The organism is Mesobacterium pallidum (assembly GCF_019966535.1).
GTDB classification, from domain to species: domain Bacteria; phylum Pseudomonadota; class Alphaproteobacteria; order Rhodobacterales; family Rhodobacteraceae; genus Mesobacterium; species Mesobacterium pallidum.
Map to the genome: position 1 here is coordinate 1 of NZ_JAIMID010000035.1, position 14,819 is coordinate 14,819.

A 14,819-nucleotide genomic window follows, 5' to 3' on the forward strand; every position below is an offset into this window, starting at 1 on the left:
ACCGGCCGCAGAAAGGGTTCCTGAAACTGGTCTCGCTGGGCGGCAAGACCGCGCTGGCCGACAAGGCCGGGTTTGCGCCCGCCGGGCCGCTGCTCTGGCGCTGGAAGGACCGGATCGACCGGCGCTTCATGGCGATGCTGCAGGACCTGCCCCAGATGGCGCCCCCTGCCCTGCCGGACACGCTGGCCGAGGGCGTCAGCGAGATCCTCGCCGACAAGCCGCTCTGCGGCGGTTGCGGCGCCAAGATCGGCGGCGACGTGCTCACCGCGGCGCTGGCCGACCTTCCGCCGCTCAGCCGCCCGGATATCCTGTCGGGCCCCGGCGACGACGCAGCCGTGCTGCAGACCGGCGGCGCGGTGCAGGTCATGACCACGGACCACCTGCGCAGCTTCGTCGAGGACCCGGCCCTGATGGCCCGCATCACCGCCCTGCACGCGCTGGGGGACATCTGGGCCATGGGCGCCCGGCCCCAGGCGGCGCTGGCGCAGATCATCCTGCCGCGCATGTCCCCGGCGCTGCAACGCCGCACCATGGACGAGATCATGACCGCCACCCGCGCCGTCCTTGATCCCGAGGGTGCGGCGCTGGTCGGCGGCCATTCCACCATGGGGGCCGAGCTGACCATCGGGTTCACCCTGACCGGCCTTTGCGATGGCCCGGCGCTCACCGTGGCCGGCGCGCAGCCCGGCGATGCGCTGGTGTTGACCCGTCCGATCGGCTCTGGCACCCTGCTGGCTGCTGAAATGTTGGGCAAGGCACGCGGGCGCGACATCGCGACGCTCTGGGCGGAAATGGCCCGCCCGCAGGGCGCGGCGGCGCGCGAACTGGGCCCCGTGGCCCATGCGATGACCGATGTGACGGGCTTTGGCCTGGCCGGTCACGCGCTGGCCATCGCCCTGGAAAGCGGTGTCGCCATCGCGCTGGATCTCGAGGCGATCCCGCTTTACGACGGCGCGCTCGAGATGTCCGGGGCCGGCCAGCATTCGACCCTGTTTCGGCCCAATGCACTGAATGCGCCCGTTTTTGGCGCCGATCCCGAGGATCCCCGGGCCCGGCTGCTCTGGGACCCGCAGACCGCTGGCGGGCTGCTGGCTGCCGTGCCCGAAACCGCGCTCTCGGACCTGCTGCACGCACTGCACGCGGCCGGAGAGATGGCGGTGCATATCGGCGATGTCGAAGCCGGACCGCCAAGCCTGCGGCTGAAGTGACATGCCCTGAATTCCCCTTGGACTCTGGCCTTGGTTCACAGAAAGGTAAGGAATGCCGCACTAGGGCGGCGCAATCATTCCTGCTAGGTCGGAAATGATTTTGAATGCAGGTGATACATGCGCAAACATGCCGGACCGATATTCCTGGTCGCCGGATTGATCGTCCAGCTCTTGGCGTTTCCGCTGGGGGCCTGGCAGGACAGCCAGCCGGATGCCATCGAACTGGCCCGCCGGTAATCTGATCGCATCGTTCCTATTCTCTTCGCGGCACTTATGACCGCGGTCATATGTCCTGCCCGATCCTGAGCCTGCCGCCGGCAATGACCTGTCCGGACTTGTAGGCGCGGGCCATGTGGGCGAGGTACCCATCCGGGTTCTTGATGGTCTCGATCCGACCGGCCATGTAATCCAGCGCGATCAGCACGCGCGCCCAGCCCATCAGTTCAAGCGCCGAGGTCACCGCTTGCTGTCCCAGTCCAAGAAAACTTGAAAAAATGACAAGCCTCTCGTTGGCCTCTCTCGGGCCGGTGGGCGGAGAGGGAAAACAGGCCGACACTTCCGGGCAGCGACGCCAGACATCGGGAACCGAGACGGCCTCTGCACGCGCCACAGCTCTTGTATTTCTTTTCATTGGGGAGTCTGTATGCCGGGCATTCTGTCCGGCATCGACGGCCGATGTGTCCGGCACCGGCATGTCGGGGGCAGGGCGTTCCGGCGCGTCTGCACTGTCCCATTGCGCTGCAGCGGCCTCGAGCGCGGTCTCGGCCCGGGCCATGTCCGCGAGGCTGGCCGTGGCCCGGCGCAGGAGGTTGCGGATCTCCTGCCCAAGGGCGATCAGGGCCTCGGGAACGTGGCCCAGGTGCGCCTCGGCCAGGCGCTTGACCGCGGACACACGGGCGCTGATCCGGCTGCGCAGGGCGGCGCGGCGCTGCTGCTCTTCGTGACGGCTGGCGCGCGTCGCCTCCAGCTCGTCAAGCCGCAGGAAGAGGGGGCGCAGGTCGATGCCATAGGCGTCCACCACCTGGCCCTTGCCGTCCCTCACCGGGTAGCGCCGCCCGTTGGCCGACAGCTTGCGGATGACGAAGCCCAGCTCTTCCAGCCGCGCCTCGCCACGCCGAAAGCGGCGTTCGTCCATGCAATTGGCCCGGTCGAGGATGCCGCTAACCTGCGCATAGGAGACCAGCAGCTGGTCCGCCCGCACGGGCCCCTTGGCCAGCACACTCAGGTGGGCCGACAGCACGGCGATTTCGCGCTCTCCGATCCCGGTGTCGCGGGCGGTGTCCTTGACCAGTTGCAATACCTGCCAGCGGTCCACGACAAACCTGCCGGGACGGGGGGCAGGGCGCAAAGGATCCCCGCCCCGGACGCCGCAAAGCGTCGGGTCTTGATAGCTCATCTCACATTTCAGACGGCAAAATCCGACCGGCCACCGAAGTTCGGTGTTGAATTTTAAGACCTGCGGGAGTACCAAGAAATTGCTACACATCTTGGGAAACCCTTCAAGGCTCCGGCTTTGGGGGGTTTTCTTTTGCCTCGTGTCTGCTCCGTTCCTCTGGGTTGCGTTTGCGCCTGGCCCCTTGTTCCGGGACCTGGAGCGCGGTGAAAATCAGGGCCACATGGCCGGGCTGGGGCAGGGACCTATGACCGCGGTCATACAGGGCGACTCAATCATCCTTTTTCCCTTCCTTATCAAACGCCTCCAGCAAATCTGGCAGCGCCTTCTCCAGGTAGTCGAAGAACCCGGTTGGCAGGGTTTTGTCCGCCTCGAGCACCAGCTTGCGCCCGCTGCGCCGGGCCGACAGACGCCCGTCCGCCAGCTTGCCCCTGGGGACCGGTTTGCGCGGCACGGGCTTGCGCGCGGGCGCCGGGGTCGCCTCGAGCCGGGCCAGCAGGGCCTCGAACCGCTCGACGCTGGGTTGATCCCGGGGCAGGGCGCCCGCCAGCGCCGTGCGATCATGGCCGCCCTCGGAGACCAGTTTCTGCAGCCGGTCCCACTTGCGCCGGCCGACCCCGCGCGCGGGACCGATGGCCAGCACGAGCGTTTCGCCCAGGCCCTCGTAGATCGTCTTCATCCGCGAGATCATGGTCTGGTCGACACCAAGAAAGCGTTCCACCTCGGTCTGCTTGAACCCCGCGTCCAGCGCCGAGACGATGGTGCGGGCGCGTTCGATAAAGGAGGTCTCGAGCCTTGCGTTGTTCTCGACCCCCTGGGCCACGAAGGCATCGGCATCCGACAGCGGCCGCACAAAGGCCTGGATCGTCGGCAGCCCCAGCTCGCGCGTGGCCTGCAACCGGCGGCGGCCGGTGACGATCTCGTAGCGGCCCGTGACCTTGCCCGGGCGCAACAGGATCGGGATCTGCTGGCCGTCCTCGCGCAGGCTGGTCTTCAGCGTCTCGAGATCCTCGGTCAGGTCGATCCGGTCGCGGATGGGCGAGGGGTCGATCAGCTCGACCGCGATGTTGCGATACATCCGCTCCTCGGCCGCGGCAGACCGCGCCGCCGTCTCTAGGCTGGCCGCGCCCTTGGCGAACATCGGCGCACGGCGGGTGGCCATGGGGCGGGTGTCGTCCGCGTCAAGCGCCGGGCTGGGCGTGGGGCCGTCGGGGCCGGACGGAAAGGCCTGCCGGGTCTTGCGTGCCATCAGCTCTCCTCCCGCGCGACAGGGGTACGGCCCCAGGCGCGCATGATCTCGGCATCCACCTCGTCGGCGATGCCCTGCAGGCTTTCGAAAATGCGGTCGTAGGTCTTGCGGTGGAAGCTCGACGGGTCGAGCTCCAGCAGCGGGTTCATCGTGTTCCCGGCATCGGCGATCGCGGTCGAGCTGACGAAATCGTGCCGCAGCATGGCGCCGCCCAGATGCGAGCGCAGGAAGGACGACAGCTGCAGCTGCGCCGGGTCCGAGGCCGAGTAGCGGGTGAGGCAGAAGCGGATGAAATCGTAGCGCTTGTCCTGGTGCTGTTCGACCACCTGCATCGTGCCGGCGGCAAGCTCGAGGAACTTGGCCAGCGAGACGACGTCGAGCATGCCCGCCGACAGCGGGATCAGCATGCCGGTCGCGGCAAAGACCGCCGCGATGACCGCAAAGGACATGTGCGGCGGCGTGTCGAAGATGACGAGGTCATAGGCGTCGTCCACCGCCTCAAGCGCGTCGGCGATGCGGCGGTGGAAGGGCGTGCCATCGGCCCCGCCGCGGAACGAGGCCGAGGTCTCGTATTCGAACTCGGTCATCGACATCGACCCCGGCACGAGGTCGATATTGGGCACATAGGTCGGATGGATCGCCTGCGTGATCGGGATCGGCCCCTCGCCGGTCTCGGGGTCGGCATAGCGCAGCACGTCGTAGATCGAGGGCAGCCGATCCAGATCGGCCTGCACGTCGAACATGTCGGAAAAGCTGGCCTGCGGGTCGAGGTCGACGGCCAGGATGCGATAGCCCCTGAGCGCCAGGAACTGGGCGAGGTTCACCGAGAGCGAGGTCTTCGACACCCCGCCCTTGAGGTTGTAGACCACCAGCCGCGCCTGGCTGTCGCCCTCCAGCCGCCGGGGGAAGCGGTTGTCGTCGATCTTGCCCTCGCGGTAGAGCACCGACAGGATCTGGTTGATCTCTTCCGAGGTAAAGAACTTGCGGTTCCCGGCTTCGAGCGTGCCTTGCGGCATGTCGGGCAGCGTGTTGAGGTACTGGCGCAGGGAATTGTACTTAATCCGCAGCGCGGTCGAGACCTCGCGCACGGAGAAAGAGCGCATCGGCTTGTCCGACTTGCGCTTGTCGGGGGCGTGGAGCAATTCGCGCTGCTGCGTCAGCGCGGTGTCGACGATGGAGGAGAACTCCATCAATTGCTCGGACGCAAGAAGCCCGCTGGCCATGGTGAGACTGCCCGTTTGGTTTATTGTTTGTTTTCAGTCTCTATATCACCAATGGGCGAGATTTCCAGAACTTCCTGACATAGGGTCTGGGCGGTGACAGACTGGTCGTGCGATGATATCCGGCAAGCTCTTGAAAACATTGGAGGTATGACGCAGCCATAGTGGCTGCTCCCGATGCCTTCGCTACATCTTGTGCGGGGCAGGAGGGCAGGTCAAGCCGTCATTCAGCCGAATCGGGCATGCGGCCGGGTCATGAAAAAGGGGCGCGCGGCCTCGCCGCACGCCCCGGTGACCTGTTTGCGCCGGGGATCACTCGCCGACGGGAATGCCGGCCTCTTCGAAATAGCGCAGCGCACCGGGATGGTACTCGGCGCTGTTCGCCGGGGCCATCGCCTGGGCGTCGAACTGGCCGAAGGCGCCAAAGGACGCCTTGAGCGCGTCCTTGTTCTCGGCCACAGTCCGGGTCATCTGGTAGACAAGGTCATCGCTGACATCGGCATTGGTCAGCATCATCCACGGGATCGCCATCAGGTTCGCGCCATGGGCCTGCAGCCCGTTGACGTTCTCGTTCTGTGGCAGGCTGACGATCTTGCCGGCGGGCAGGAACTCTTTGAACGCGGCGCGGCCCGCGTCGCTGTCATCGAGCGAGATGTAGCACAGCCCGCCGCGCGATTGCAGCTTGACCGAGGCCTGCTGCCCCGCGCCCGCGTTCAGCGACACCAGCGCCACGTCCACCAGCCCGTCGCCAAGCGCGTCGATGCCCGCGACGAAGCTGGCCACCGGGACCTGCTGGAAATCGTCATAGGTCAGCCCGGCATTGGCCAGCCCGCCCATGATGTAGAAGGGAATGATGGTGGACGAGGTGTATTCGGATGCGATCCGCAGGTCGGCGGCCTTCTCCTTCAACTCGGCCACGGTGTCGAGGCCGAGGTCGCAGGGCGCCATGATGCCAGTCGTCAGGTTGAACATGGTGCCGACCAGGCGCAGGTTCGGGTGCGCGCGGTCGTAATTGCCGGTGCCGGCAACGGCATATTCCGCCTCGACCCCGTTGGAAAAGCCGAAATCGACCTCGCCCGAGTTGATCAGGGGCAGGTAGCCGACCAGCGGTTGGGTGCGCGCGGTGATGCCGGCGTCGTTGGCGACCTTGGCGACGGCCTGGCCGGTGTTGTAGGCCAGCGAGCCCTGCGCGCCGCTGGCGACGGTCACGACCTGGGCGCTGGCAGTGCCTGCGGCCAGGGCAAGGCCAAGCGCGGCCAGCCCGAGTTTCATGGTCTTCATGGTTCAACCCTCCCGGTTGGTTTGGTGGAGCGTCCCTGCAGCGTGAGCCACAGGGCGAGTAGGGCCGCCAGGGCGGCGGCCGCGGAATGGATGATCGGCCCGGTGTCCCAGAAACCGAGCGGCATGGCGACGAGTCCTGCCAGCGTCATCACCGTGCGCAGGGCAGGGCCAAGGCGGCGGCCCCAGAAGCCGACGATACCGGCGGTGACGGCGAGGATGCCGATACCCGACAGGACCAGCGCAAAGGCGATCTGGCCCCAGCTGCCGTTGCCCAGCAGGGCCGGGGTTGCCACGAACAGGAACGGGATCAGGAAGGACGCCCAGCCCACCCGCATTGCCGCCACGCCGGTGGCCAGCGGGTCATCGCGGGTGATCGTCGCCGCGGCATAGGCGGCAAGCGCCACGGGCGGCGTGATCATCGACAGCATCCCGAAATAGAGGATGAAGAGATGGGCAGCGATCTGGTCGATCCCGGCCTCGACCAGGCTGGGCGCGACGAGCGCGGCCAGCAGGACGTAGACGCCCGAGGTGGGCATGCCCATGCCCAGCACGATGCAGATGATCGCCGAAATGCCCAGCAACAGAGCCACATTCGAGCCCACCGCATCCACCAGCACCAGCGTCAGCGCAAAGCCGAGCCCGGTGATGTTGAGGATGCCGATGACAAAGCCCGCCGCCGCCACCACGAGGATCAGGTTGACCATCGAGGTGCCGGTTTCGACGAACACTTCGCCCAGCCGCTTCAGGGTCAGCCGCTCTCCACGATAGCCGCGCAGCATCCCCACGGCGACGATGGCGACCGAGGCGAGCAGGGCGCTTTCCTCAGGGTCCATGCGCCACCAGAAGAGCGCCGCGAGCAAGAGGCCGAAGGGCAGGGCGAAATGCCAGCCCTCGGCCAGCACCTGGCGGGTGGTCAGCGCATCGTGATCGGTGTTCTGGATGTCGTCGCGCCCGGCGATCAGGTCGACCTGGGCAAAGACCGACAGGTAGTACAGCAGCGCGGGCAGCAGCGCCGCGCCCGCGACCTGCAGGTAGGGGATGTCGAGGAACTCGGCCATCAGGAAAGCGGCCGCGCCCATGATCGGCGGCGTCAGCTGGCCACCGGTCGAGGCGACGGCCTCGATCGCGCCGGCGTCGCGCTTGGTATAGCCCGAGCGGTTCATCAGCGGGATCGTGACGACGCCCGTGGTCACCACGTTCGACACGGCCGAGCCGGAAATAGACCCGAACAAGGCCGATCCGACGACCGAGATCTTGGCCGAGCCCCCGCGCGAACGGCCCGTCGCAGCCATGGCGAGGTCGGTGAAGAAGGAGCCGCCGCCCGCCGCGAACAGCAGCTGGCCGAAGAAGACGAAGAGCAGGACGATGATCGTGCCGACCGCGAGGGGTGTCGAGAACACCGCGTTGGGGTCGAAGCCGACGTAGCCCACCAGCCGCTCGACGCTCAGCGCCTTGCCGATCAGTCGCCCCGGCACGAGATCGGCGAACAGGGCGTAGACGAGGAAGACGCCGACGATGGAAAACAGCATCCAGCCGGCGCGGCGGCGGATGCCCTCCATCACCGTCAATGTGACCACGGCGCCGACAAAGGTGATCTGCCAGGGCCGGTAGGGCTGTTCGCGCAGGAGCCAGACGAAGTCATAGGCACAATACATCAGCGTACCGAAGGCCAGCAGCGCTATCCCGGCGTCAATCCAGCCGGTGCGGGTCTTTTCCTGCCCGCCCCAGCCGTAGAGGAGATAGGCGAGCGTCAGCGCCAGCCCCAGCTGGAAGGCCATGTATTGCTGCGTCAGGATGGCCATGCCGATCCGCGTGGGCACGCTGAGGTTCCACAGGATGCAGGCCACGACCATGGCACTGGCCAGCGTGGCAATCAGCGCAGCCCGTGCCCCAGCCGGTTTCTTTGCCGTCATCGGCGCTCCCCCCTTGTCGTCGGGTCGAGGTTAGCGTCCCCCGGCCAAGGAAAACCACATCAAATTCACCCGGAAACCATTGGAAATTCCTATTGCCGCGATGAGGCCAACCCCGACACGCCCTGCCAGATCAGCCACAGCGCGAGCCCCACCAGCAACCATTTCAACACCCGGTCGAAGCCATGGTCCGTCACCCGGTCAAGCACCTGCTTGCCGGCCAGCGTGCCCAGCAGCCCGCAGCCGATCAGCAGCGCGATGGGGCCGATCCAGGGGGCAAAGGCGAACCCGAGCGTGCCGAAGGCGAGCGTCTTCAGCACGTGTTGCAGCACCATCAGCGTCGCGTGCGTGGCGACGTAGCCGTGGCGCGGCAGCGCCAGCGCGCGGACGTAGCTGGCGACGAAGGGCCCCGTGGCGCCGAACAGCATCGTCAGGCCGGACGTCACGGCCCCGGTCAGCGCCGGCATCCCCTTGAGCCAGCGCGGCGGTGTCGCCAGCGTCGACCACAGCACGAACAGCCCGATCCCGAGCCGGCCAAGTTCCGGCGGGATCGAGACCGCGACCAGCCCGCCCAGCAGCACGCCGATCACCGCGCCGCCGGCAAAGGCCGGGACGGGCGCCCAGAAGACATGGGCGCGCAGCACGGTGGCGCGCCCGAGGTTCGAGCCAAGCTGTACCACCCCGTGCACCGGGATCAGTGCGGCGGGCGGCAGGATCGCGGCCATCACCGCCAGCAGGAACAGCCCGCCGCCCAGGCCAAGCGCCGCGGTCATGAAGGACCCGGCAAAGCTGGCCGCGGCGAGACCCGCCAGCAAGGGCGGGGCAAGCGGCCCGGACAGGATGTCGAACATGGGATCTCCGGCAGGACTGCGGGGCAGGGTAGGGGGGCGCGATGGCCGCGGCAAGGGTGACAGGTGCCGTCATGTCTCTGCCTTGGGTTGACCGGGGCGGCACGCCTCCGCAACACTTGCCGCGCAAGGCACGCGCATATCAAGAGGGCATTTCATGACTCCGCTCGGTACCGAATTCCAGATCCATTCTTCCATTCAGGGCGACCAGGACATGGTCGATCTCGTCCCGCTCGCGGGCGGTGGCTTTGTCGCGCTGTTCGAAAGCGACGACCCGATCCTCGAGACGGGCTTTTTCAACGGCATCGCGGGCAAGCTCTTTACCGCCGGCGGCGCTGAGGCGTCGGTCGAGTTGAACCTCTTTGCCGGCTTCTCGCCCGATCTCGACATGAACCGCCCGCAGGGCGCGGCGCTGGCCGATGGCGGGTTCATCGTCACCTTCCACACCTATGACGGCGACCAGGAAGGCGTCTTTGCCCGGCGCTTCGACGCCTCGGGCGTGGCGACCGGACCCATGTTCCAGGTCAACGGCACCACCAGCGGCAGCCAATCCTTCCCCGTGGTCGCCGGGCTGCCGGATGGCGGCTGGGTCATCGCCTGGCATTCGCGGTTCCAGGACGGCGACGACTACGGCGTCTACATGCGCCGCTACGATTCCGCCGGCGCCACGCTGACGCCCGAGCTGCTGGTCAACACGGTCACGGCGGGCTTCCAGCAGGACCCGGCGATCACGCCATTGCTGGATGGCGGCTGGGTCGTCACCTGGGAAAGCGGCGTCTTCTTTGGCGCCGGCGCCGGGTCGGACGGCGACCGCGCCGGCATCTTCGCCCAGCGTTACGGTTCCACGGGTGCGGCGGTTGGCGGCCAGCTCCAGCTGAACACAATCATCAACAACAACCAGGTCGAGGTCGGGGTGGCCGCGCTTGCCTCGGGTGGATACGTGGCCGTATGGGAAAGCTTTGCCGACGAGTTTTCCGGCGGCGATCCCGAAAGCGGCGTCTACGGCCGGCTCGTGGGCAGCGACGGCGTGCCCATCGGCAGCGATTTCCGCATCAACACCACGCTGATCGAAAGCCAGTGGCAGCCCGAGGTGACGGCCTTGCCCGACGGCGGGTTCGTCGTGACGTGGGAAGACGAGGCGGCCGACGGGAGCGGCACCGGCATCTTCGGCCAGCGCTTTGACGCCAGCGCCACCAAGGTGGGGACCGAGTTCAGGGTCAACACGACCACCACCGACCGGCAGGAGTTTCCCAGCGTGACGACCCTTGCCGATGGCAACATCGTGGCGGCCTGGGTCTCGATGGGGCAGGACGGCGACGGCTTCGGTGTCTTCGGCCAGGTGTTCCAGACCGGCCTCGCGCCGGCCGAGCCGACCGAGGGGCCGGATGTGCTGCTGGGCACCGAGGGCGACGACGATATCAACGGGCTGGGCGGCGGCGACAGCATCGAAGGCCTCGGTGGAGACGACGACCTGCGCGGCGGATCCGGCAGCGACACGCTGGACGGCGGTGACGGGAATGACACGCTTTACGCCGAGGACTTGCCCATCATCGGCACCAGCTACGATTTCGGAGAGGACCTTGTGCGCGGCGGCGCCGGGGATGACCTGATCGTCACCACGGGCCTGCTGGGTGGCGTCGATCAGCAGGACACGTTCTATGGCAATGCCGGAACGGATGCGCTGATGTTCCAGACCGCGGATATCCCGATCGTGATCGAAGGCACGGCCGTCATCGACATGACCCAGGGCCGCGCCTTTGTCCGCAACGAGCTGGGCGAGGATGCGGCGACCGGGGTCACCTTTGCCGGGATCGAGGATATCGTCTGGTGGGCCGGATATGCAGAGGTGCAGGGGGACGGACAGGACAACCGCCTGCAACTGGGAAGCAGCGCGAGCCCGGAGGCGAACGGCAACGGCATCCTGCGCGGCGGCCAGGGGGTCGATACGCTGAGCGGAGGAAACCACGGCGACCGGCTTGAGGGACAGAAGGGCCATGACAGCATCTTTGCCGGTGCCGGTGACGATACCGTCGACGGAGGCAACGGGCGGGATACGGCCTGGATGGGGGCGGGGAATGACCTGTACCTCGACAACACGCAAGCCAGCCCGCTGAACGACGACAGCGTCTACGGCGAGGCGGGCGACGACACGATCCTGGGCGGCAACGGCTTCGATCTGTTCGACGGCGGCGCGGGTGCGGACTGGATCCGCGCCGGCAAGGGCGCCGACACCGTGCTGGGCGGTGACCAGGCCGACACGATCTATGGCAACGACGGCAACGACGTGGTGCGCGGGGGCCTGGGGTCGGATTACGTGATCCTCGGCACCGGCTTCGACGACTGGACGGACGAGACGCAGGGCGCCTTCGGCGACGACGTGGTCTTTGGCGGCGGCGGCTGGGACACCATGCTCAGCGCGGGCGGCAATGACACGCTGACCGGCGGGGCAGGGGCCGACACCTTCATCTTTGCCGCCACCATCGGCCAGATGGTGATCACCGATTACGAGGTCGGCACCGATGTGCTGCGCTTTGAAAACACCCTCTGGGGCGGAGAGGTCACGCAGGCCTACCTCGACAGCATCGCCACGGTGGACGACGGCACCGACCTGGTGCTGGCGCTTGCGGGGGATGCAAGCCTGACGCTGGAGGGGGTGACCTCGACCGCCGGTTTGCTGGCGGATATCGGGATTTTCTTTGACAGCTGACCAGGTGAATGGCGGGGCGTGGCCCCGCCGGGCCGAATTTGACAGGGGGCGATTACGACATGGCGATTTCAGCGGAGCCGACCACCGGCGATGACACCATAACCGGAGACGACCTGGGCAACGTCGTGGACCTGCTCGCAGGTGACGACAGCTTTGTCGGGGGGCTCGGGGCGGACTCGGTTCTCGGCAATGCCGGGACCGACACGATCCTGAGCGGAGCCGGCCGGGATACCCTGGACGGCGGCGATGACGACGATGTGCTGGACGGCGGGTCGGGCGCGGATTCGCTTTTCGGCCGCGACGGGGCCGACCGCCTGTTCGGACGCAACGGCTCGGACTACCTTGGCGGCGGCTTTGGCGACGACCTGCTGTTCGGCGGGCTGATGGACGACAGTCTTTCGGGTGCGCATGGCATGGACACCCTGTTCGGCGGAGACGGCAACGATTCCCTCGACGGTGGCCTGGGCGATGACCTGCTCTACGGCGAAGCGGGTGACGATGTCCTCTTCGCCTCCGAAGGCGCCGATACCTTGATCGGAGGGAGCGGGAACGACCGGTTCTACAGCTTCGGCGGCAATGCAACGATGCACGGAAATGCCGGAGATGACAATTTTCAGGTAAGTGTACCCGGCGACACGGTCTATGCCGGACAAGGACATGACCGGGTCTTCCTCGAGGCGACACGAGAGGCGATGATCTGGCTAGGCGACGGCAACGACGAGGTCGATTACCGCGCCTATGCTGCGTCCGCAGTCCTTCGGCTCGAGCTTCACGCGGGCTCTGGCGATGATGAACTTGTGCTGCGGAACCCGATCGAGGGCCGCGTATTCTGCGGCACAGGCAACGACACCGTCACGGGGGATATCGGCGCTGGCGCCGAAATCTTTGGCGGCCTCGGGGACGACAGCATCAAGGCCGCTCAAGATTCCGTCGTGTACGCGGGCGACGGGAACGACGTCGTGGTGATGGAAACGCGCGCCCATGTATGGCTTGGCGCAGGAGACGACGCGCTCAAGGCTGCGTCCGTCGACTTTCACGCCTCGGGTCTGGGGCATGTCCGGCAACGACACCCTCAGTGCCAACTCGCGATACTCGATCAGTTTTGACGACCGGTTTCACGGTCAGTCCGGCAACGATGTCCTGCGAGGGCAGCAGGGACGCGACTCCCTGTTCGGCGGGACTGGCAACGATCACGTGGACGGTGGCGACGAGGCTGACCTGGTGCGTGGCGGGGCCGGCAATGACACAGTGATCGGCGGGCTGGGCCGCGATACGGCGGTGCTTGGGACCTATGCCGACCTGTGGCTGGACGATACCCAAGCCGGCGCGTTTGGCGCAGATCGGGTCTATGCCGGCGCGGGCCGCGACACGCTGAACGCGGCCGGCGGAGACGACAAGATGACCGGCGGTTTCGGCGACGATACCTTTGTCTTCGCGGCGACCATCGGCGACATGGTGATCACGGATTACACCCTGGGCGAGGACGCGCTTCAGGTCGCAAACGCGCTCTGGGGCGGAGAGCTGACACAGGCCTACCTCGACTCCATTGCAGCCGTCGACGGTGGCGATCTGCTGCTGACCTTCGCCGCGGACAGCTCGCTGCGCCTGCAAGGCATCGCCTCCACCACCGGCCTGCTGGACGACATCACGCCGTTCTGACCCGCCGGCCGGGTTGACACTGGCCGCCCCGCGCGGCCTCCTGCGCGCAACCACAGGAGTGACCCATGAGCTTTTGTCCCGAGCTGGAAGACCGCCTCACCCGCTACGCCGCCATCGACAGCCAAAGCGATGCCGACAGTCCCACGGTGCCCAGCACCGCCTGCCAATTCGACATGCTGAACCTGCTGAAATCCGAGCTGGAGGAGATGGGCGCCGAGGACGTGACCCTCACCGATTACGGCGTGGTGCTGGCGACCATCCCCGGCACGGCGCCCGGGCCCACCATCGGCTTTCTCGCCCATGTCGATACCGCGCCGCAGTTCAACGCGACCGGGGTCAAGCCCCGCGTGGTACGCGGCTACAATGGCGGCGACATCACCTTTCCCGACGCGCCCGACCTCGTCCTGTCGCCCGAGGCTTTCCCCAAGCTCGCCACCAAGCAGGGCCACGACATCATCACCGCCTCGGGCACCACGCTCTTGGGCGCCGACGACAAGGCGGGCGTGGCGATCCTGATGACCGCCGCGCGGCATCTGCTGGCCCACCCCGAGATCCAGCGCGGCCCGATCCGGCTGGCTTTCACCCCGGACGAAGAGATCGGGCGCGGCGTCACCCCGGACCTGCCAGCTGACCTCAAGGCCGACTGGGCCTATACCTTCGACGGCGCGCTGCCGGGCGAGATCGAATTCGAGAGCTTCTCGGCCGATGGCTGCGAGATCAACGTCAAGGGCGTGTCGATCCACCCCGGCTATGCCACCGGCAAGATGGTCAACGCCACGACCGTCGCCGCGAAGATCGTCGAGATGCTGCCCCATGCCACCATGGCGCCCGAGACCACAAAGGGCCGCGAGGGCTTTGTCCACGTCACGGGGATGGAGGGCGGCTCGACCGAGATGCGGATCACCCTGATCCTGCGCGATTTCGAGATGGCGGGCCTCGAGGCCAAGGGCGACCTGGTGCGCAAGATCTGCGATGCCGTGCAGGCCACCGAACCGCGGGCCGAGATCACCTGCACCATCGCGCACCAGTACCGCAACATGCGCTACTGGCTCGAAAAGGACATGACCCCGGTCGAACTGGCGCAGGACGCCTGCCGCGCGCTGGGGCTCGAGCCGGTCTCGGTTCCCATACGCGGCGGTACGGACGGGTCGCGCCTGACGGAATTCGGCACGCCCTGTCCGAACCTCTTCACCGGCATGCAGAACATCCACGGCCCGCTCGAATGGATCTCGGTCCAGGACATGGAGGTCGCGGTCAAGCTCTGTCTCGGCGTGGTCCAGAAAGCGGTCCGCTAACCCTTTCATTATTCCAAAAATACTTCGGCGGTGTCCGCTCCCCCCGGCG

Annotated in this window: 11 protein-coding genes; 5 read left to right on the plus strand and 6 right to left on the minus strand. The window is 67.0% G+C overall.

Features of this window, described 5'->3' with window-relative positions:
- Positions 1 to 1,208 (plus strand): selenide, water dikinase SelD (gene selD / locus MF270_RS26760; RefSeq protein WP_238368684.1); only part of this gene is annotated, 1,208 nt, incomplete at its 5' end.
- Between the two features lie 283 nt (positions 1,209 to 1,491).
- Here the strand turns inward: selD and MF270_RS26765 are convergent.
- The 6 genes from MF270_RS26765 to MF270_RS26790 all read right to left on the minus strand — a co-directional run bounded on the left by MF270_RS26765 (position 1,492) and on the right by MF270_RS26790 (position 9,112).
- On the minus strand, positions 1,492 to 2,604 hold the full coding sequence (locus MF270_RS26765; RefSeq protein ID WP_238368685.1) for a helix-turn-helix domain-containing protein: 1,113 nt from the start codon (positions 2,602 to 2,604) through the stop codon (positions 1,492 to 1,494).
- Between the two features lie 268 nt (positions 2,605 to 2,872).
- Positions 2,873 to 3,850 carry a ParB/RepB/Spo0J family partition protein gene (locus MF270_RS26770; RefSeq protein WP_238368686.1) on the minus strand — a complete coding sequence of 326 codons (978 nt, stop codon included), beginning with the start codon at positions 3,848 to 3,850 and terminating at the stop codon, positions 2,873 to 2,875.
- Positions 3,850 to 5,073, minus strand: a complete 1,224-nt coding sequence (locus MF270_RS26775) for an AAA family ATPase (protein ID WP_238368687.1) — start codon at positions 5,071 to 5,073, stop codon at positions 3,850 to 3,852. The genes MF270_RS26770 and MF270_RS26775 overlap by 1 nt, the downstream gene beginning before the upstream one ends.
- A gap of 309 nt (positions 5,074 to 5,382) precedes the next feature.
- Positions 5,383 to 6,351 carry a TAXI family TRAP transporter solute-binding subunit gene (locus tag MF270_RS26780; protein WP_238368688.1) on the minus strand — a complete coding sequence of 323 codons (969 nt, stop codon included), beginning with the start codon at positions 6,349 to 6,351 and terminating at the stop codon, positions 5,383 to 5,385.
- On the minus strand, positions 6,348 to 8,264 hold the full coding sequence (locus MF270_RS26785; RefSeq protein ID WP_238368689.1) for a TRAP transporter permease: 1,917 nt from the start codon (positions 8,262 to 8,264) through the stop codon (positions 6,348 to 6,350). Before MF270_RS26785 ends, MF270_RS26780 begins: the two co-directional genes overlap by 4 nt.
- 89 nt (positions 8,265 to 8,353) lie before the next feature.
- Entirely contained in the window at positions 8,354 to 9,112 is a 759-nt protein-coding gene (locus MF270_RS26790; protein WP_238368690.1) for a TSUP family transporter, read from the minus strand.
- A gap of 154 nt (positions 9,113 to 9,266) precedes the next feature.
- Here MF270_RS26790 and MF270_RS26795 point away from each other — a divergent pair, with 154 nt between their 5' ends.
- The 4 genes from MF270_RS26795 to pepT all read left to right on the plus strand — a co-directional run bounded on the left by MF270_RS26795 (position 9,267) and on the right by pepT (position 14,770).
- Positions 9,267 to 11,816 (plus strand): calcium-binding protein, encoded by a 2,550-nt coding sequence (locus tag MF270_RS26795; RefSeq protein ID WP_238368691.1) that lies wholly within the window; start codon positions 9,267 to 9,269, stop codon positions 11,814 to 11,816.
- Positions 11,817 to 11,875: 59 nt separating this feature from the next.
- Complete coding sequence (locus MF270_RS26800) at positions 11,876 to 12,922, plus strand: calcium-binding protein (protein ID WP_238368692.1); 1,047 nt, start codon at positions 11,876 to 11,878, stop codon at positions 12,920 to 12,922.
- Entirely contained in the window at positions 12,870 to 13,475 is a 606-nt protein-coding gene (locus MF270_RS26805; protein WP_238368693.1) for a calcium-binding protein, read from the plus strand. Before MF270_RS26800 ends, MF270_RS26805 begins: the two co-directional genes overlap by 53 nt.
- Before the next feature lie 65 nt (positions 13,476 to 13,540).
- On the plus strand, positions 13,541 to 14,770 hold the full coding sequence (pepT, locus tag MF270_RS26810; RefSeq protein ID WP_238368694.1) for a peptidase T: 1,230 nt from the start codon (positions 13,541 to 13,543) through the stop codon (positions 14,768 to 14,770).
- The last annotated feature ends 49 nt before the right edge of the window (positions 14,771 to 14,819 follow it).

Coding starts and splice junctions, on each gene's coding strand:
- MF270_RS26790 (WP_238368690.1), bottom strand. CDS start 9,112: ATGTTCGACATCCTGTCCGGGCCGCTTGCCCCGCCCTTGCTGGCGGGT.
- MF270_RS26785 (WP_238368689.1), bottom strand. CDS start 8,264: ATGACGGCAAAGAAACCGGCTGGGGCACGGGCTGCGCTGATTGCCACG.
- MF270_RS26775 (WP_238368687.1), bottom strand. CDS start 5,073: ATGGCCAGCGGGCTTCTTGCGTCCGAGCAATTGATGGAGTTCTCCTCC.
- pepT (WP_238368694.1), top strand. CDS start 13,541: ATGAGCTTTTGTCCCGAGCTGGAAGACCGCCTCACCCGCTACGCCGCC.
- MF270_RS26795 (WP_238368691.1), top strand. CDS start 9,267: ATGACTCCGCTCGGTACCGAATTCCAGATCCATTCTTCCATTCAGGGC.
- MF270_RS26800 (WP_238368692.1), top strand. CDS start 11,876: ATGGCGATTTCAGCGGAGCCGACCACCGGCGATGACACCATAACCGGA.
- MF270_RS26805 (WP_238368693.1), top strand. CDS start 12,870: ATGTCCGGCAACGACACCCTCAGTGCCAACTCGCGATACTCGATCAGT.
- MF270_RS26780 (WP_238368688.1), bottom strand. CDS start 6,351: ATGAAGACCATGAAACTCGGGCTGGCCGCGCTTGGCCTTGCCCTGGCC.
- MF270_RS26770 (WP_238368686.1), bottom strand. CDS start 3,850: ATGGCACGCAAGACCCGGCAGGCCTTTCCGTCCGGCCCCGACGGCCCC.
- MF270_RS26765 (WP_238368685.1), bottom strand. CDS start 2,604: ATGAGCTATCAAGACCCGACGCTTTGCGGCGTCCGGGGCGGGGATCCT.